Annotated in this window: 15 protein-coding genes and 1 pseudogene; 8 read left to right on the plus strand and 8 right to left on the minus strand. The window is 55.1% G+C overall.

The features are described 5' to 3' along the window. The first annotated feature begins 74 nt into the window (after positions 1-74). Together dnaN and recF are read left to right on the plus strand one after the other, a co-directional pair. Positions 75-1,193: a DNA polymerase III subunit beta gene (gene dnaN, locus ACZ1HJ_RS06335; protein ID WP_472721469.1), complete on the plus strand. Its 1,119-nt coding sequence runs from the start codon at positions 75-77 to the stop codon at positions 1,191-1,193. A gap of 445 nt (positions 1,194-1,638) precedes the next feature. Continuing rightward, positions 1,639-2,741, plus strand: a pseudogene (gene recF / locus ACZ1HJ_RS06340) (DNA replication/repair protein RecF). Between the two features lie 24 nt (positions 2,742-2,765). On the opposite strand, the gene ACZ1HJ_RS06345 reads toward recF, so the two are convergent. Then, positions 2,766-3,170, minus strand: a complete 405-nt coding sequence (locus ACZ1HJ_RS06345; RefSeq protein WP_472721470.1) for a hypothetical protein — start codon at positions 3,168-3,170, stop codon at positions 2,766-2,768. Between the two features lie 189 nt (positions 3,171-3,359). Between ACZ1HJ_RS06345 and gyrB the strand changes: the two genes are divergently transcribed. Continuing rightward, positions 3,360-5,777, plus strand: coding sequence for a DNA topoisomerase (ATP-hydrolyzing) subunit B (gene gyrB, locus ACZ1HJ_RS06350; RefSeq protein WP_472721471.1), 2,418 nt, complete (start codon positions 3,360-3,362; stop codon positions 5,775-5,777). 14 nt (positions 5,778-5,791) lie between these two features. Here gyrB and ACZ1HJ_RS06355 read toward each other — a convergent pair whose 3' ends face one another. Beyond that, on the minus strand, positions 5,792-7,564 hold the full coding sequence (locus tag ACZ1HJ_RS06355) for an SLC13 family permease (protein WP_472721472.1): 1,773 nt from the start codon (positions 7,562-7,564) through the stop codon (positions 5,792-5,794). Positions 7,565-7,685: 121 nt separating this feature from the next. On the opposite strand from ACZ1HJ_RS06355, the gene ACZ1HJ_RS06360 reads away from it, so the two are divergent. Beyond that, positions 7,686-8,426 carry a YebC/PmpR family DNA-binding transcriptional regulator gene (locus ACZ1HJ_RS06360; RefSeq protein ID WP_472721473.1) on the plus strand — a complete coding sequence of 247 codons (741 nt, stop codon included), beginning with the start codon at positions 7,686-7,688 and terminating at the stop codon, positions 8,424-8,426. 67 nt (positions 8,427-8,493) lie between these two features. Here ACZ1HJ_RS06360 and ACZ1HJ_RS06365 read toward each other — a convergent pair whose 3' ends face one another. Both ACZ1HJ_RS06365 and mutM read right to left on the minus strand, forming a co-directional pair. Continuing rightward, the gene (locus ACZ1HJ_RS06365) at positions 8,494-9,270 is read right to left on the minus strand and encodes an enoyl-CoA hydratase (RefSeq protein WP_472721474.1); all 777 of its coding nucleotides are present in this window, start codon (positions 9,268-9,270) and stop codon (positions 8,494-8,496) included. 64 nt (positions 9,271-9,334) lie between these two features. Then, positions 9,335-10,186 (minus strand): bifunctional DNA-formamidopyrimidine glycosylase/DNA-(apurinic or apyrimidinic site) lyase, encoded by an 852-nt coding sequence (mutM, locus tag ACZ1HJ_RS06370; RefSeq protein ID WP_472721475.1) that lies wholly within the window; start codon positions 10,184-10,186, stop codon positions 9,335-9,337. Between the two features lie 88 nt (positions 10,187-10,274). On the opposite strand from mutM, the gene ubiE reads away from it, so the two are divergent. Beyond that, positions 10,275-11,018 carry a bifunctional demethylmenaquinone methyltransferase/2-methoxy-6-polyprenyl-1,4-benzoquinol methylase UbiE gene (ubiE, locus tag ACZ1HJ_RS06375; protein WP_472721476.1) on the plus strand — a complete coding sequence of 248 codons (744 nt, stop codon included), beginning with the start codon at positions 10,275-10,277 and terminating at the stop codon, positions 11,016-11,018. After that, positions 11,019-12,551 carry a 2-polyprenylphenol 6-hydroxylase gene (gene ubiB, locus ACZ1HJ_RS06380; protein WP_472721477.1) on the plus strand — a complete coding sequence of 511 codons (1,533 nt, stop codon included), beginning with the start codon at positions 11,019-11,021 and terminating at the stop codon, positions 12,549-12,551. It begins immediately after the preceding gene. Between the two features lie 15 nt (positions 12,552-12,566). Here ubiB and ACZ1HJ_RS06385 read toward each other — a convergent pair whose 3' ends face one another. The 4 genes from ACZ1HJ_RS06385 to ACZ1HJ_RS06400 all read right to left on the minus strand — a co-directional run bounded on the left by ACZ1HJ_RS06385 (position 12,567) and on the right by ACZ1HJ_RS06400 (position 15,725). After that, complete coding sequence (locus tag ACZ1HJ_RS06385; protein WP_472721478.1) at positions 12,567-13,439, minus strand: phosphotransferase; 873 nt, start codon at positions 13,437-13,439, stop codon at positions 12,567-12,569. Between the two features lie 95 nt (positions 13,440-13,534). Continuing rightward, positions 13,535-14,206 (minus strand): flagellar hook capping FlgD N-terminal domain-containing protein, encoded by a 672-nt coding sequence (locus tag ACZ1HJ_RS06390; RefSeq protein WP_472721479.1) that lies wholly within the window; start codon positions 14,204-14,206, stop codon positions 13,535-13,537. A gap of 12 nt (positions 14,207-14,218) precedes the next feature. Continuing rightward, a complete protein-coding gene (locus tag ACZ1HJ_RS06395) occupies positions 14,219-15,508 on the minus strand; it encodes a flagellar hook-length control protein FliK (protein ID WP_472721480.1) in 1,290 nt (429 codons plus the stop codon). Next, the gene (locus tag ACZ1HJ_RS06400) at positions 15,456-15,725 is read right to left on the minus strand and encodes a hypothetical protein (RefSeq protein WP_472721481.1); all 270 of its coding nucleotides are present in this window, start codon (positions 15,723-15,725) and stop codon (positions 15,456-15,458) included. Before ACZ1HJ_RS06400 ends, ACZ1HJ_RS06395 begins: the two co-directional genes overlap by 53 nt. Positions 15,726-15,840: 115 nt before the next feature. Between ACZ1HJ_RS06400 and ACZ1HJ_RS06405 the strand changes: the two genes are divergently transcribed. Both ACZ1HJ_RS06405 and ACZ1HJ_RS06410 read left to right on the plus strand, forming a co-directional pair. Further along, positions 15,841-16,128 (plus strand): rod-binding protein, encoded by a 288-nt coding sequence (locus tag ACZ1HJ_RS06405; protein ID WP_472721482.1) that lies wholly within the window; start codon positions 15,841-15,843, stop codon positions 16,126-16,128. After that, entirely contained in the window at positions 16,118-16,477 is a 360-nt protein-coding gene (locus ACZ1HJ_RS06410; protein WP_472721483.1) for a flagellar protein FlgN, read from the plus strand. Before ACZ1HJ_RS06405 ends, ACZ1HJ_RS06410 begins: the two co-directional genes overlap by 11 nt. Positions 16,478-16,626 lie beyond the last annotated feature (149 nt).

The following is a 16,626-nucleotide window of genomic DNA, read 5'->3' on the forward strand; positions in this document are numbered from 1 at the left end:
GGCTTGAGCCGAAGGGGGAAGGTGGTACCTTGCTCTTCCGGCATCGAACCGGCACCTGGACAGGGAGCGAGGGTATGAAACTCAGCATCGAACGCGGCACGTTGCTCAAGGCCGTTTCTCAGGCGCAATCCGTTGTCGAGCGTCGCAACACGATCCCTATCCTGGCAAATGTTTTGATCGAAGCAGAAGGCAGTGACGTAAACTTCCGCGCCACCGACCTCGATATCGAGGTGGTCGACAAGGCCCCCGCGCAGGTCGAGCGGGCAGGGGCAACCACCGTCTCTGCCGTCACCTTGCATGAAATCGTACGCAAGCTTCCTGATGGTGCGTTGGTCACGCTGAGCGACGATGGTACCTCCGGTCGATTGACGGTTGAGGCCGGGCGCTCAAACTTCAATCTGGCAACCCTGCCGAAGGAAGACTTCCCGGTGATGGCGTCTTCGGAATACGCCTGCAATTTTTCGGCCAAAGCCCCCGATCTACGGCGGCTCTTCGACAAGTCGAAATTTGCAATTTCAACTGAAGAAACAAGATATTACCTGAATGGCGTCTACATGCATGTGTCGGATGCCGAAGGCGGTAAGATGCTGCGTTGCGTGGCCACAGATGGCCACCGTTTGGCGCGCATCGATGCTGATCTGCCAGACGGTGCTGCGGACATGCCCGGCGTGATTGTGCCGCGCAAAACTGTCGGTGAATTACGTAAGTTGCTGGAAGACGACGACATGAAAATTGCCGTCTCGGTTTCTGAAACCAAGGTGCGGTTTGCAACACCGGATATCACGCTGACCTCCAAGGTTATCGACGGGACTTTCCCGGATTACACACGCGTCATTCCGCAGGGGAATACGCGCAAGATGGAAGTTGATGCCGCCGAGTTCGCGCAGGCCGTTGACCGTGTGGCGACCGTCAGTTCCGAACGCTCACGTGCTGTCAAACTTGCGCTCGACGAAGACCGGTTGGTTTTGTCTGTCAACGCGCCTGATAGCGGCGCCGCAGAAGAAGAATTGGCCGTTGCTTACGGCGATGAGCGGCTCGAGATCGGCTTCAATGCCAAATACCTCCTCGAAATTGCCAGTCAAGTTGATCGCGAAAACGCGGTTTTCCTGTTCAACTCGGCCGGAGATCCGACGCTGATGCGTGAGGGCAACGACACAAGTGCCGTCTATGTTGTCATGCCGATGCGGGTATGAGGCAAACCGGCTGACGTCCTTAATAGGGCCGACTTTATAGCGCAAAATTCGAGGCAGTTTCACGTCTGACACGCTTGTCAGATCATATAGGCAATCACGCGTATTTACTTGGATCAGGTTCCCGAGAACAATGGTGAAGTATCGAGTGATATGCACGCTGATTGTTTTCGGCGTACTGGGGGTAACAAGTATTTTGGCCTTTGTTAGACTTCGTTGCTGTGTCCCATCCCCAAATAGATCGCACACAAGTCCAAAGTTCCGGCCGTAAGAACTGGCGTTGCAGCAAACCACTTCAAGGTAAGCTGCAGCGCCTTTTTCGTTTTCGCCATGTCCCGTTCCACCGGATACCCACGGATCCTTTCCCGGCGGCTGTCGCAGGCGGCACGCGAATTATGCCGGTTATTGTCTCTGGTAAGCGACCCTCTCTTCAGGCTAATTCGGTGCTATGGGGCTCTATCTCTCTTCTCTGACGCTGTCGCATTTCCGCTCGCATAAATCGGCGGCGTTGGATCTGGATGCGCGTCCCATTGCTATTTTTGGGCCCAACGGTGCGGGTAAGACCAATATCATCGAGGCCGTATCGCTTTTCTCGCCGGGGCGGGGGCTGCGCCGGGCGTCCGCACTTGATATGACCCGTCGGCCTGAGGCGTTGGGCTGGAAACTAAAGGGCGTCCTGCACGCGTTGAATCAGGTGCACGAAGTGGAACTCTGGTCCGAGCAGGGCGCCGCCCGTCAAAGCCGCATCGACGAAAAGGCCACCGCACAGATTTCTCTGGGGCGCATTGCCCGCGTATTGTGGTTGATCCCGGCCATGGACCGTCTCTGGATCGAGGGGGCAGAAGGGCGCAGACGATTTCTGGACCGCATGACCCTCAGCTTCTTTCCGGCCCATGCCGAAGTGTCATTGGCCTATGAAAAGGCCATGAGGGAGCGGAACCGGTTGCTGAAAGATCAGGTGCGCGACGGGCATTGGTATGTTGCCGTCGAGCGGCAGATGGCAGAAGCTGGGGTGGAAATTCACCAGAACCGTCTGGCGGCCCTGTCGCAGATCGCAGACGCGCAGAGACAGGCAGAAACGGCTTTTCCTACGGCCGAGCTGGAATTGACCCAAACCGAGGGTGAAATGCCCATGACCGAGTCCGATCTGCGCGATGCCCTCAGTGAAAGCCGTTTTCGCGATCTGGCTGCCGGACGGACGCTTGTGGGGCCGCACCGGGCCGATCTTTACGGTGTCTATGCCGCCAAGGGCGTGCCCGCGCGCGATTGTTCCACGGGTGAACAAAAGGCGCTGCTGGTCTCACTCATCCTCGCCAACGCCCGTGCATTGGCAGTAGAGTTTGGCGCGCCACCTCTGCTGCTTCTGGATGAGGTGGCCGCTCATCTGGATGCCAGTCGCCGGGCGGCACTTTATGATGAGATTTGCGGACTGGGTGCTCAGGCTTGGATGACGGGTACAGGCCGAGAATTGTTTTCCGAGTTAGGGGGCGGGCACAGTATATCGAAGTGACGGATGCAGATGGTACCTCTTCCGTTGCCACATCCACCTGACCAAAGTGCTTAGTGTCGATACGGTCATTCAGGCCAGACCAACTGTTGACCCTCAAGCAACATGAAGGGATAGGTTGTTCCATCAGGCGCAACCCAAATGTGACCTGGTCCTTGTCGGCGAATGCCATAGGCCTCCCAATTGCTCTCGCCGCCGCTCCACCAGCTTTCGTAGGCGGACCCGTCATCGCTGATGCGCCACTTGCCGCGGGCTGAGCGTTTCCCCTTAGGGGCATAGTATGTCGTGCCGTCTGCGGCGAAATACTGGCGATAGACACCGTCGTTCCAGTCGCCGATTGCCGTCTTATCGGTCAGCAAGTCGGCAATGGCCTGACCAGAGATCTTGCCCACATCCGCCGCCCAACCCGGAAGGGCCGCAAACGCGGAAAACACGCCCGCGATTATGCCTGTCGTAATTCTTGGCGAACACATCTGGACGCTCCCTTTCCGGCTTTGGATACGTTGGGCTCAGATTGACACCAAACGCAACGCGGATCATCACAATCCACGCTGAACCTGCGTTGTCCCTAATGCAACGGAAACCACAAAATATTGTGGTCTGCGCGTGACAATCCCCCCAGAAAATCGTATAAAATGGTAAAATTACTAAGGGAAATTCGCATGTCCGAACCCGCCGTGTCGCCAGAAGAATATGGCGCCGATTCTATCAAGGTTCTCAAAGGCTTAGAAGCTGTCCGCAAACGCCCTGGCATGTATATCGGTGACACCGATGATGGCAGCGGCTTGCATCATATGGTCTATGAGGTTGTCGATAACGGCATTGACGAGGCTTTGGCCGGTCATGCGGACCGCGTAACTGTAACAATTCACGCCGATTCCAGCGTTTCCGTCAGCGATAATGGCCGCGGTATTCCCGTCGAAACCCACGAAGAAGAAGGCGTGTCAGCCGCCGAAGTCATCATGACCCAGCTTCATGCTGGCGGTAAGTTTGACAGCAATTCCTACAAGGTGTCTGGCGGCTTGCACGGCGTGGGTGTTTCGGTGGTGAATGCCCTATCGGATTGGCTGGAACTGCGCATCTGGCGCAACGGCAAAGAACATGTGGCTCGGTTCGAGGGTGGCGACACCGTTGATCACTTGAAAGTCGTCGGTGATGCAGGCGACCGTAAGGGGACGGAAGTTCGGTTTCTGGCCTCGACGAAGACGTTTTCCAACCTTGAATACCAATATGAAACGCTGGAAAAACGATTGCGCGAATTGGCGTTTTTGAATTCCGGCGTGCGCATCATTCTGCGCGACGAGCGTCCAGCCGAAGCACTGGAAACCGAGCTGCATTACGATGGCGGCGTCAAAGAATTCGTCAAATATCTGGATCGCCACAAATCACCGATGATGCCCGAGCCGATTTTCATTACCGGCGAAAAAGACGATATCGGCGTTGAGGTCGCGATGTGGTGGAACGATAGCTACCACGAGACCGTGCTGCCCTTTACCAACAACATCCCACAGCGCGACGGCGGCACCCATATGGCGGGCTTTCGTGGGGCGTTGACCCGCACGATCAACAACTATGCGCAGACCAGTGGGATCGCCAAGAAGGAAAAGGTCAGCTTTACAGGTGATGATGCGCGGGAAGGGCTGACCTGTGTTTTGTCGGTCAAAGTTCCTGACCCGAAATTCAGCAGCCAGACCAAGGATAAGTTGGTCAGCTCTGAAGTGCGCCCTGCGGTTGAGGGATTGATGAATGAAAAACTCTCGGAGTTTTTCGAGGAAAACCCGAACGAGGCACGGGTGATTGTTGGCAAGATCATTGAGGCGGCTCTGGCGCGGGAAGCCGCTCGAAAAGCCCGCGACCTGACCCGGCGCAAAAATCCGATGGATATGAACTTCCTGAGTAGCAAGCTCAAGGATTGCTCGGACAAAAACCCGGCAAATACCGAACTGTTTCTAGTCGAGGGTGACAGCGCCGGCGGGTCTGCACAAACCGGACGTGACAGAGCAACGCAAGCAATTTTGCCTCTGAAAGGTAAGATCCTGAATGTCGAACGTGCCAGGTTTGACCGGATGCTGGGCAGCCAGGAAATCGGCAATATGGTGATGGCGCTTGGCACGGGGATCGGGCGGGACGAGTTTGATATCTCGAAGCTGCGTTACCACAAGATCGTCATCATGACCGACGCCGACGTGGACGGCGCGCATATCCGGACCCTTCTTTTGACGTTTTTCTATCGCCAGATGCCTGAACTGATCGACGGCGGATATCTCTATATCGCTCAGCCGCCGCTTTACAAAGTCATGCGGGGCAAGTCTGAGGTTTATCTGAAAGACGAAGCCGAGATGGAAAATTATCTGATCTCGCAAGGGACCGAGGACGCCGTGTTACGATTGGGGTCGGGCGAAGAAATCGTTGGTCAGGATCTGGTGCGTGTCGTCGAAGAAGCGCGACAGATCAAACGTATCCTGGAAGCCTTCCCAACCCACTATCCGCGCCACATCCTGGAACAGGCGGCGATTGCCGAGGCATTTGTTTCGGGCAAAGTGGATGCCGATCTGCAAGGAGTTGCGGACGCGGTGGCTGCGCGGCTGGACCAGATTGCGCTGGAATACGAGCGCGGCTGGATCGGCCGTCCGACGCAGGACAAGGGCATGCGCCTGAGCCGCAGTTTGCGGGGTGTTGAAGAAGTGCGCACATTGGACGGTCAGGTTCTTCGCTCGGGCGAGGCCCGCAAACTGGGACAAATGTCAGCCTCCGTGCGTGAAGTCTACGGCCTGCCGGCATCACTGGTACGCAAAGACCGCTCACAGGTCATTCACGGCCCGCTGGATCTGCTGGATGCGATTCTCAACGAGGGTGAGAAAGGCCTGACCCTGCAACGCTACAAAGGTTTGGGTGAAATGAACCCGGACCAGCTATGGGAAACCACGCTTGATCCGGACGCGCGCACGCTCTTGCAGGTGCGCGTCGATGACGTGGCTGAGGCGGATGATCTCTTTACCAAACTGATGGGGGATGTGGTGGAACCCCGTCGCGAGTTTATCCAACAAAATGCTCTGAGCGTCGAAAACCTCGATTTCTGAGTTCTGGCTGTGTTTCAGAGCGGCCAGAACACCAGAATGGCAGGGATAGAGACCGCCACTACCAGAACTTCCAACGGCAGGCCCATGCGCCAATAGTCACCAAAACTGTATCCACCCGGTCCCAGGATCAGGGTGTTGTTCTTATGCCCGATCGGCGTGAGGAAGGCCGAAGATGCAGCCACCGCCACAGCCATAAGGAACGGATCTGGTGAAACGCCAAGCGTCTGCGCCATCTGGATGCCTACAGGCGCGGCCACAATGGTGGTCGCAGTATTGTTGAGCACGTCAGATAGGCTCATCGTGACGATCATCAACACGGTGAGAATGGCCCAAGGCGGCAAATTGCCCGTCAGGCTGATCAGGCTGCCCGCAATCAATTCGGTGCCCCCGGAATTTTCCAGCGCTGCACCCAAAGGGATCATTGACCCCAATAGAACCACAACTGGCCAGTTGATATGCGTATAAAGCTCGCTGAGGGGAATGATGCGCGTCAGCACATAGGCCACGACCACCAACCCCAAGGCGATCGGCAAATATAACAGTCCCACACTTGCCGCCAGAACGGCCGCGGCAAAAAGGCTGATGGCCAGCCATGTTTTGCTGTCTTGCGTCACCGCCAAACCACGATCAGCCAGTGGCAGGCAGCCCAGCCAATCCGTTACCACTGTGCCCGTGTCTTTAGGCACTAACAGCAAAAGGATATCACCCGGCAGGATAATGGTTTTGCGAACCTGCTTGGTAATTTTCCGGCCTTGCCGCGAAATCCCCATCAACACGGTGCGATGCCGCCAGTTCAGGCCGATGCTTTGCACTGTCTTCCCAGCAATGCGTGCCTCGTTCGGAACAACGATTTCGATAATGTCCAAGCCTTCACCATCGGCTCGGAGTTTTTCTTCCCGTTCCTTGTCCGATAAGGCCAGAGACAGTGCTGCTCGGAATTCATCCAGCGCATCGGGCGTTGCCTCAAGCACCAAGGTATCACCCGCTTTGAGGGGCGTATTGCGCGATGTGCCATAGCGCCGTGCGCCATCGCGAATGAGGCCCAGCAACGCAACATCCGCATTCTGGGCAGCGTCCTCCAATTCACTCAGCCGTTTGCCGATATGGTCCGATTTTTCCGGGATGGTCAGTTCAGCGATATATTGCGCCAACTCGGATGCGTTGATGCCTGCGTCTTCGCGTTTAGGAATCAACCGCCACCCGATCAGCGCCACAAAAATTAGGCCCGCGATGGCTGTAAGGCCCCCGACAGGGGCGAAATCGAACATGCGGAAAGGCTCACCCAATGCATCTTCCCGGAATGACGCGATGATGATGTTGGGCGGCGTGCCGATCAGGGTCGCCATGCCCCCGAGGATCGTAGCGAAACTGAGCGGCATAAGGCTTAAGCCGGGTGAACGCTTTGCCTTGCGCGCGGTTTGCACATCCACCGGCATCAACAGTGCCAGAGCAGCCACGTTGTTCATGAAGGCCGACAAGACACCGCCAATGGCACCCATCAGCGCGATATGAGCCCCAAGGGCGCGCGTGCTGTCGACCAAGGTGCGCGTGATCAGGAAAACAGCACCTGATCGCACCAGGCCTGCCGATACCACCAGCACCAGTGCCACAACGATTGTTGCCGGATGGCCAAAGCCGGAAAACGCATCCTTGGTTTCGACAACACCCAATACAACGCCGACCATCAGCGCCGAAAAGGCCACAAGATCATAGCGGTAGCGACCCCAGAGCAGGAGTGCGAAGACAAGCCCAAAGAGGCTGAAAAGGATTATCTGGTCGGTCGTCATGTAAGGCCTTTCCTGATCGTTCGAACCAAGCGCATCCCACGTGCAAAAGCAACCGGCTTGCGAGCGGGGCAGCGCCTGCCGTATAGAGACGAAAACCAAAGTTTCTGATCGGAGGCACCGCATGGCCGGCCACTCAAAATGGGCAAATATCCAACACCGCAAGGGGCGCCAGGACGCGGCACGCTCCAAGCTATTCTCCAAACTTTCCAAGGAGATAACTGTTGCGGCGAAAATGGGTGACCCTGACCCGGACAAAAATCCGCGCCTGCGTCTGGCCGTCAAAAGCGCCAAGTCGCAATCGATGCCCAACGACAATATCGACCGCGCGATCAAGAAATCCCAGACCGGCGATAGCGAGGATTACAAGGAAATCCGGTATGAAGGCTATGGTCCGGGTGGCGTTGCCGTGATTGTTGAGGCAATGACGGACAATCTGAACCGTACGGCCAGCAATGTGCGATCTACCTTCACCAAGAACGGTGGGAACCTTGGCGAAACCGGCAGCGTTGGTTTCATGTTCGAACGCAAGGGTGAGGTTTCCTACACCGCCGCCGCTGGCGATGCTGATACGGTGATGATGGCAGCGATCGAGGCGGGTGCCGAAGATGTGGAATCATCGGATGACGGCCATATCATCTGGTGCGCTGACACGGATTTGAACGATGTGAGCACTGCGCTTGAGGCCGAGCTGGGCGAAAGCGAAGAAACCAGTCTTGTTTGGAAACCGACCACCACAACCGAGCTGGACCTCGAAGGCATGCAAAAGCTGATGAAGCTGATCGATGCGCTGGAGGATGACGACGACGTTCAGCGTGTCACTGCCAACTTTGAAGCCAGCGATGACGTCATGGAGCAACTCTGAGGCTGAATTTCAGGTCGAAACGCGTTTGTTGGGCCGTGCTAGGATCAAAGCGCGGCCCTTCTTGTCTTTATCTGTCGCGGAATTGCGCTTCGCGTTTTTCGGCAAAGGCCGACATGCCTTCCTTTTGGTCTTCGGTCGCAAAAAGCGAATGGAAAACCCGGCGCTCGAACAAAAGCCCTTCGCGCAGCGTCATCTCGTAAGATCGGTTCACCGCCTCTTTGACGGCCATCGTCGTAATCATCGACTTTTCGGCAATCTTGTTGGCAGCTGACAACGCCTCTTCCTTGAGCTTCTTGGCAGGTACCACGCGGCTGACCAAACCCGAACGTTCGGCCTCTTCGGCATCCATGAAACGACCCGTCAGGTTCATATCCATCGCTTTGGATTTGCCGATAAAGCGGGTCAGACGCTGTGAGCCGCCCAGACCGGCCATCACGCCAAGATTAATTTCCGGCTGGCCGAATTTCGCTGTGTCCGAGCAGATGATGAAATCGCACATCATCGCCAATTCGCAACCGCCGCCCAGGGCATAACCGGACACGGCAGCGATGATTGGCTTGCGAATCCGCATGATATCATCGGCTTCAGGGCCAAAGAGGTCATCGCCGAACACTTCGACAAAGGATTTTTCGCTCATCATCTTGATGTCGGCCCCGGCGGCAAATGCCTTTTCCGAACCGGTGATCACGATGCAGCGGACTTTTTCGTTTTCTTGCGCCTCTTTCAACGCCGTGACCAATTCGCCAAGCAATTGGTCGTTCAATGCGTTCATTGCATCGGGTCGGTTGAGTTTGATGAGGGCGACGTGGTCTTCCAGTTCGACGATGATCGTCTCAAAGGCCATGAAATCTGCTTTCGCTTGTTTCAGTCAGGACCGGTGTATTAACACCGTTTGCGGCAGGTTCAACCTATCTTTGGCATAGGGTGCAATAGAACGACGACCTGCCGGATTGAGTGATGCGGCTGATTTGCCCGGTACAACCGGGGGTTGGACAAGCTTCACCCTCGCGATCGTAAACATCGAAACGATGTTGAAAATAACCCAATTCCCCATCGGTTTGACGAAAATCTCGCAGGCTTGATCCGCCAGCTTCGATCGCTTCGGCGATGACGTCCCTGATGATCGGGACAAGGCGCGCAATCCGGGTGGCAGATATCTGCCCGGCGCGTCTTTTGGGCGAAATCCGCGCCCGGTAGAGCGCTTCACACACATAGATATTGCCCAATCCAGCAACGATTCGCTGATCCAAAAGAGCCGATTTGATCGGGGTTTTCTTGCCTTTCAGCGCCTCAACAAAATACGCCTCGTGAAAGGCATTCCCAAGGGGTTCGGGACCCAGTTTTGCCAACAAAGGATGCGTGTCGGCATTCGGCGTGTCCATCAAGTCCATCGCGCCAAACCGACGGGGGTCATTGAAGGTGATCCGAGCGCCATTGGCCATGTGCAGCACGACATGATCATGTTTTTCGGGTGCAGGATGGTCATGCAAAAACTGCCCCAATGGATCGCCGGATATCAGCATTCGCCCAGACATGCCAAGATGGATCAGAAGTGTTTCATCGCTGCTCAGATCCGCAAGAATGTATTTCGACCGTCTGCGCAGGCGTAAAACGCGTTTTCCAGCCAACCGTTGCGCCATATTTTCAGGAAACGGCCAGCGCAGGTCAGGCCGGTTCACGTCGGCTTGGGCAATCACATCGCCTTCCATGGCAGGGACCAGCCCGCGGCGAACCGTCTCAACCTCTGGCAATTCGGGCATTTTGGGCTTTCCTTTGTTTCCAAACGGCGCATTGTCACTGTCCGGTAGCGCCTTATAAGAAGGGCGGGAACAAGGAACGGCAAGACCTATGAGTGAGAAAACCACGCATTTCGGATTTGAAACCGTACCAGAGTCTGAAAAAGCAGGCCGAGTACAGGGCGTTTTCGGCTCTGTCGCGTCCAAATATGATGTCATGAATGATGCCATGAGCATGGGTATCCACCGTCTTTGGAAAGATGCCATGATGGATTGGCTGGCACCGCGCGCCGGGCAAAAACTGTTGGATGTTGCGGGTGGAACGGGCGACATTTCGTTCCGGTTTCTGAAACGTGCTGGCCACGGACACGCCACAGTGCTTGACCTGACAGAGCCCATGCTGATCGAAGGCCGCAAAAGAGCCGAAGCCGAGCAATTGGGAGCAAGCCTTGATTGGGTGGTTGGCGACGCAATGGCGCTGCCATTCGAAGATAACAGTTTCGATGTCTACACGATCAGCTTTGGCATCCGTAACGTAACCCGACCGTCAGACGCGCTTGCAGAAGCGTACCGCGTGTTGCGGCCCGGTGGGCGATTGATGGTTCTGGAATTCAGCCAGATCCCAAACGAATTGATGCAGAAAGCCTATGACCTCTATTCCTTCAACGTGATCCCCCGAATGGGGCAGGCGATTGCAGGGGATCGTGAAAGCTATCAGTACCTCGTGGAATCCATTCGCAAATTCCCCGATCAGGAAACGTTTTTGGCAATGGTGCAGAATGCCGGATTTGAAAATGCAAAATTCCGCAATTTGACAATGGGGATTGCGTGCCTGCATTCCGGATGGAAAATCTGAATGAAAGGCCCGCACAATATTCTGCGCCTCATTCGAACGGGCGCTACGTTGGAGCGCACCGGTGCGATGGGCGTGGTGATGCAGGCGATGGATGCGCCACCTCTTGTACGCGGAACAATGCGTTTTCTGGCTTGGCCGTTCCAGTGGCTGGGATATCGCGGTGATCCGAAAGTGCCGCCCGCACCTCGCGCGCTCACAGCGCTTGGACCGGCATACATAAAATTTGGGCAAATTTTGAGCACGAGACCGGACTTGGTGGGCGGAAACCTCGCCATGGAACTGCGTGTTCTGCAAGATAAACTGCCCCCGTTTTCCTCCGAAGCGGCCAAAGCCAGTATTGCTTCCGAGTTGGGTCATCCTGTTGAAGCTTTGTTCGAAGAATTCAGTGAACCGGTTGCTGCGGCATCCATCGCGCAAGTCCACAAAGCCCGGGTTCGAGAGACCGGCGATGATGTTGCTATCAAGGTGCTGCGCCCCGGGATCGAAAAAGCGTTCCGCAAAGATATTGATGCGTTCTATTTCGCAGCTCGGATGGTTGAACTGTTGTCTCCCGCGTCACGCCGATTGCGGCCCACTGACGTGATCGCCCATTTTGAGGGCGTTGTGATGGGTGAGTTGGACCTGCGATTGGAGTCTTCCTCGGCGTCTGAATTTGCAGCCAACACGGAACATGATGAAGGGTTTCAGTTGCCGCGTGTGCAATGGCATCTATCCAGCCGTCGCGTAATGACGTTGGGCTGGGCCGATGGTGTGCCTTTGGGTGACAACGACGCGTTGGATGCCGCCGGTCACAATCGGGTCATTCTGGGCGAGCGGGTTCTCCAGCTTTTTTTGTCGCATGCCTTGCGCGATGGATATTTTCATGCGGACATGCATCAAGGTAACCTGAAGGTCGCCGCCAATGGCGACATCATTGCCTACGATTTTGGGATCATGGGCCATATTGATGAATACACACGGCGGGTTTATGCGGAAATCTTGTACGGGTTCATCAAACGCGACTATCGCCGCGTGGCGGAAGTGCATTTTGAAGCGGGTTACGTGCCTGCAGATCAGGATGTCGACGAGTTTGCAAGGGCGTTGCGCGCGGTAGGTGAACCGATATTCGGAATGGACGCCAGTTCGATCTCGATGGGGAGCCTTCTGAGCTATTTGTTTGAAGTCACAGAAAAATTTGGGATGGAGACCCGGACGGAATTGATCCTTTTGCAAAGGACAATGGTTGTGGTCGAAGGGGTTGCGCGAAGTCTGGATCCGGAGATCAATATCTGGAAGGTCGCCAAACCCGTTGTCGAAAACTACATCAAGGAAAGCATCGGGCCTGCCGCCGCGCTGCGGGATCTTGGTAAAACCTTGACTGTTTTGTCGCGATACGGCCCCCGGTTACCTGTCATTGTCGAAAACGCATTGATCCGCCAGTCGTCACCACAAGAGCCACCCGTTCAACAAAGCTGGATTGGGCGGTTGTCATGGGCCGCTTTGGGGTTGATTGCAGGTGGTGGGCTGGCGGCTGCCGCGTTCTGGTTTCTGTAACGCGTGCGGTGTTGCCTACGCATTCATTAGCGCATCTTTTTCATGGGCTAACGCTTCGGCCGCGCGCGGAACACCCGCGGTTTGTTTCCAAAGGCAATAGGCCGCCATGCGCCAGTGATACCAAGGGGCAAGAGCGCGGTAACGGCCCCGTATTGTTTCATCTGGATAAGCGGTCAGGAATTCCGAAACCTCATCCGCGTTGAGAACGGAGCCCCGGTATCCAAGCTGCATGGCAGGTGACAGAAAAATTGCGATGTCCTCGCAAGGATCACCAACGGCGGGGCATTGCCAGTCGATCAGTTTTAGACCGTCGTGACCCTGTAAAATATTCGAAGGTACCGGATCGCCATGCAGCAACGCGACCTTATCCGACGGTGCGACGTGATGCTGGGGTTTTAGAGACAAAAGTGATTGCGACAGATCCGGTGGACAGGCGGCCAAGATAATTCTCGTTTGTCTCTCTAAGTCATTCGAGCCGTCCGGTGCATTGCGTAAATCTTCTGGTGGTCTGAAACAATGTACACGGTGCAACAGGGCTGCAACCTGCTTGGTACCATGTTGCCAAGGTGAACCATGCAGATGTTGGTAAACCAGACAGTGACCCGCAGATGTCTCGAACTGGTCAATCAATTCAGGCGCGATGTGATGCGTGAAGAGGTGCTGCAAAACAACGGCTTCGCTGGCGGGATCATTCGGGAAAAGGGGGTTTTCTTGTTTTTCGGCGAATAGTTTAACCACAATATCGCCAGCTGGCCCGTGAACATGCCAAAGCCTGTTGGTACGGCCACCATGCAGTTTAGTGTGCGTGGCGCCTGATGAAAGGAGACGACGCGCCTCGAGCTGAGGGGCGACTAACTCGCTAAAAATGTCATGCGTATTTTGCGCCACAGCGCTGTCCTGTTTGGAGTAGTGAACAATCGCCGGACGCTACGCCAGAGGCCGGGCCGAGGCAAGCCGGCCAGACCCAATTCAGGTGAGAACACTTAGATAGCGGATTCGCGCAAACCAAGCACATTATCCGCCGGAACTTCCTGACCGCCTGCCATCACAAGGATTGTCCGTCCCCCTTCATTGCGCGCCTCTACGATCCGGTCATTTGCCACGACAGGGTTGGAGGATAGCAACTCGTCATCGAGATAAGACTCAAGTGACAGTGAATATGAGCCTGGCGGCAATGGTGCTCCGGTGCTGTCCACTCCGGCCCAGATCAAATCACCGCTCTCTGCAGGTGCTGACAATCGTTGAACAACGTCGCCCGCTTCGTTTCGCACAACCAATTCTGCACTATCGGCCAGTGTTGCCGCTTCAACCGAGACGGTGACCGGCGCGCCATTGAAGGCCACTGGCATTTGCGCCTTGGCGGTCATACCAACCCAACCCGACAATTGAGCAACACCTAATCCGGCCACCCGGTCGCCTAAAGATGTCAGGAGGTCGTTGGTTTTGACCTGCTGCTCAACAGTAGAGAACGTCGCCAATTGAACCGCAAAATCAGCAGATTCGATTGGATTGAGGGGATCTTGGTTCTCCATCTGCGTGGTCAACATTTTGATGAAGGTTTCAAAATCCGAACTGATCGCATTGCGTTGCGGCACGGTGTTGCCGTTGGTTTGCGAAATTGTAGATGGGTTTTGAGTGGCAGACGTTACGTCCATTTTAAGCCCTTTCTAAAGCCTGAGATCGACACGATCCGTTTGGAGATTAATGGGTGAGGAAGTGACAGGCGCATCCGTCTTGTCAGTGTCGTCGACATTGGATGATGCCAATGAACCGTCACCACTTGAATCGTCGTTGGGCGACCCCTCATCACTTGCTGAATTTTGCCCGAAGCTGAATTCAGCAGATCCAAAACCCATTTCGTGGAATTCTTGCGCCAACAGATCGATGTTCCTGCGCATAAGGTCGAGTGTTTCGGAACGTTCGGCCAGTACCTGCACCGTCATGGTGCCGTCGGTTGAATGCATCGAAATCCGTACACGTCCCAATTCAGCCGGGCTTAAGACTAATTCCATTGGGCGTTCCGCACCACCTTGACGCATCGCATGTGCCAATTGGATCGCGACATGACGGGGAAGATCGGGTTGTTGCAGCAGCGTCGTCTGCATCGCGCGCGATGTTGGAGGAATGTCTTGCGGGGCGACGTCCGCGGTGAAGCTGACGTCTGTCATCCATCTTACCTTGCCACTGTCATTTGCTGCTTCAGACGCGGCCAGGGCTTTTGTCAGATTTTGGGAAACGGCGGTCATGGCGGCATTCGAAGGGATCGTTTGCGGAGCCCGCTGTGTTTTGAATGTGCTTTGGACCAGCTGCATCGCCTCATCCTTGCGGGAGGCAACTCGGCTTGGCATTTCATTTTCTTTGGTCGACGGTCCCGCATTAGTGCTATGCACAAGCATTTGAGCTTGCGCCTGAACGTCCTGGGCTTTGTTGGCGGCCGGCACCGTCACAGTTGCCTGGACTGCGCTTTTGGTGTCACCAGTCAAGGTTTTCTGAACCAGCTCAGGCGCTTCTTTGCCGCGCCGTGATGGTGTGTCGGCCTCAGTAAGATTGGACGACGCCAACATGACAGCGGCTTGGTTAGGTGCGGCGGGTTTCAATTGCTCCTGAACTGCTACATGTGCAGAAGCATTGATTTTCGTGTTTTCGCCAAAGGTTATGCCATTTTGGATTTGGACGTCATTCGGCGCAGAAAACCAAGCGGGCACAGAGGCCTGTTTTAGTTTCGTTAGCGCTTCTGTTTTGGATGCCAAAGCCTCGCTCTCATTCGCCTTGGTTGGCAATCTGTCTGCTGGGATTCCTTCATCCACGGCTCCCGGAAAATCCGCTGTATCCTTTTGGGAATTCTTGAATACAAGCGTATCTGCATCTTCTAAGTCTGGAACATCCTGACCATCTATTTGCTCTTCAGGTGGCGTATCTGCCCGAACATCTGACGAGATCGTCTTCAGTTGGCCCATCCAATTTGGCGACATCATTCTCCACGTCAGCCGACGACGTTTTCTCAACAGATGAATGATTGGTTGTCTCTGAACGGGATGTATCCGCCATGACATCCTGAAAAGTTTCGCCGTCACTATTATTGGACGGATCTTTCTTTCCGGTGTTTTGCGCCAGACTTGCAAAGACTGGGCTGGCCGTTTGTGCGGCGGATACCTGACTGTTCTGTGTCTGCATACTCGTTGCTCCGGGATTTCTTCCACGTTGGAGCGAACATTGCAGATCACAGTTACTGCTTCTTTACCGTATTGCGGTTCTATGGATCAGAGTTCTTCTAATTCGAGGTAATCCTGTGACCGAATCTTTACCAATTCAACCAGCACCACGCACGCATGCGGCCGTTAAACATGCACTGTCCGCCCGCCAAACCGCCGAAAAGCTTGAAGCCTCCTTTTTGGCGGAAATGCTCAAATCGGCAGGAGTTGGCGAGCAAGACAATACTTTCAGCGGCAGCGCAGGCGAAGACCAGTTTGCATCATTCCAACGAATGGCGATGGCAGAGCAGATGGTTAAACGCGGAGGGATTGGCCTTGCGGAAGCATTCTACAAATCCATGATGGAGAAAATCGATGACAACTGATTCACCGCAAAACATTTTCAACCGGCTTGATGAGTTACTGGAATTGGAAAGGGACGCGCTGTTGAGCGGTGACCTTGATAAAATCCCCGCGTTTCTGGAGGAAAAGGAAAATCTAATTGATGCCCTGAACGCTTTGGAACCAACAGGTAGTTCTGAGTTAAAGGGTCTTCAAAACAAGGTAGAGCGCAATCAGGCGCTTTTGGATGGTGCCTTGCAAGGCATTCGTAAAGTGGCGGCGCGCATGGCTGCGTTTCGGCGCATCCGGCGTTCGCTGGAGACGTATGACGAAACCGGTCGCAAGCAGACTATTCAGGCGGATGTAGAGCATCGCGTCGAAAAGCGTGCGTGACGGCATTTAACTCAAATGCCACCTAGATGGTTGGTTCAGTTTAGCACTCCATTAGCACTTCAAAGTCCATTCTGTGCAGGCATCCGAAAACGGGTGGCGCAGCGGACGAAACATCTCGGCTGCAGACGTCAGAACGACAGCTAATCCGT

Source organism: Roseovarius sp. JB2-10 (assembly GCF_055693585.1).

Coding starts and splice junctions, on each gene's coding strand:
- ubiE (WP_472721476.1), top strand. CDS start 10,275: ATGAGTGAGAAAACCACGCATTTCGGATTTGAAACCGTACCAGAGTCT.
- ubiB (WP_472721477.1), top strand. CDS start 11,019: ATGAAAGGCCCGCACAATATTCTGCGCCTCATTCGAACGGGCGCTACG.
- ACZ1HJ_RS06400 (WP_472721481.1), bottom strand. CDS start 15,725: ATGCAGACACAGAACAGTCAGGTATCCGCCGCACAAACGGCCAGCCCA.
- ACZ1HJ_RS06365 (WP_472721474.1), bottom strand. CDS start 9,270: ATGGCCTTTGAGACGATCATCGTCGAACTGGAAGACCACGTCGCCCTC.
- gyrB (WP_472721471.1), top strand. CDS start 3,360: ATGTCCGAACCCGCCGTGTCGCCAGAAGAATATGGCGCCGATTCTATC.
- ACZ1HJ_RS06360 (WP_472721473.1), top strand. CDS start 7,686: ATGGCCGGCCACTCAAAATGGGCAAATATCCAACACCGCAAGGGGCGC.
- ACZ1HJ_RS06395 (WP_472721480.1), bottom strand. CDS start 15,508: ATGGGCCAACTGAAGACGATCTCGTCAGATGTTCGGGCAGATACGCCA.
- mutM (WP_472721475.1), bottom strand. CDS start 10,186: ATGCCCGAATTGCCAGAGGTTGAGACGGTTCGCCGCGGGCTGGTCCCT.
- ACZ1HJ_RS06355 (WP_472721472.1), bottom strand. CDS start 7,564: ATGACGACCGACCAGATAATCCTTTTCAGCCTCTTTGGGCTTGTCTTC.
- dnaN (WP_472721469.1), top strand. CDS start 75: ATGAAACTCAGCATCGAACGCGGCACGTTGCTCAAGGCCGTTTCTCAG.
- ACZ1HJ_RS06345 (WP_472721470.1), bottom strand. CDS start 3,170: ATGTGTTCGCCAAGAATTACGACAGGCATAATCGCGGGCGTGTTTTCC.
- ACZ1HJ_RS06390 (WP_472721479.1), bottom strand. CDS start 14,206: ATGGACGTAACGTCTGCCACTCAAAACCCATCTACAATTTCGCAAACC.
- ACZ1HJ_RS06410 (WP_472721483.1), top strand. CDS start 16,118: ATGACAACTGATTCACCGCAAAACATTTTCAACCGGCTTGATGAGTTA.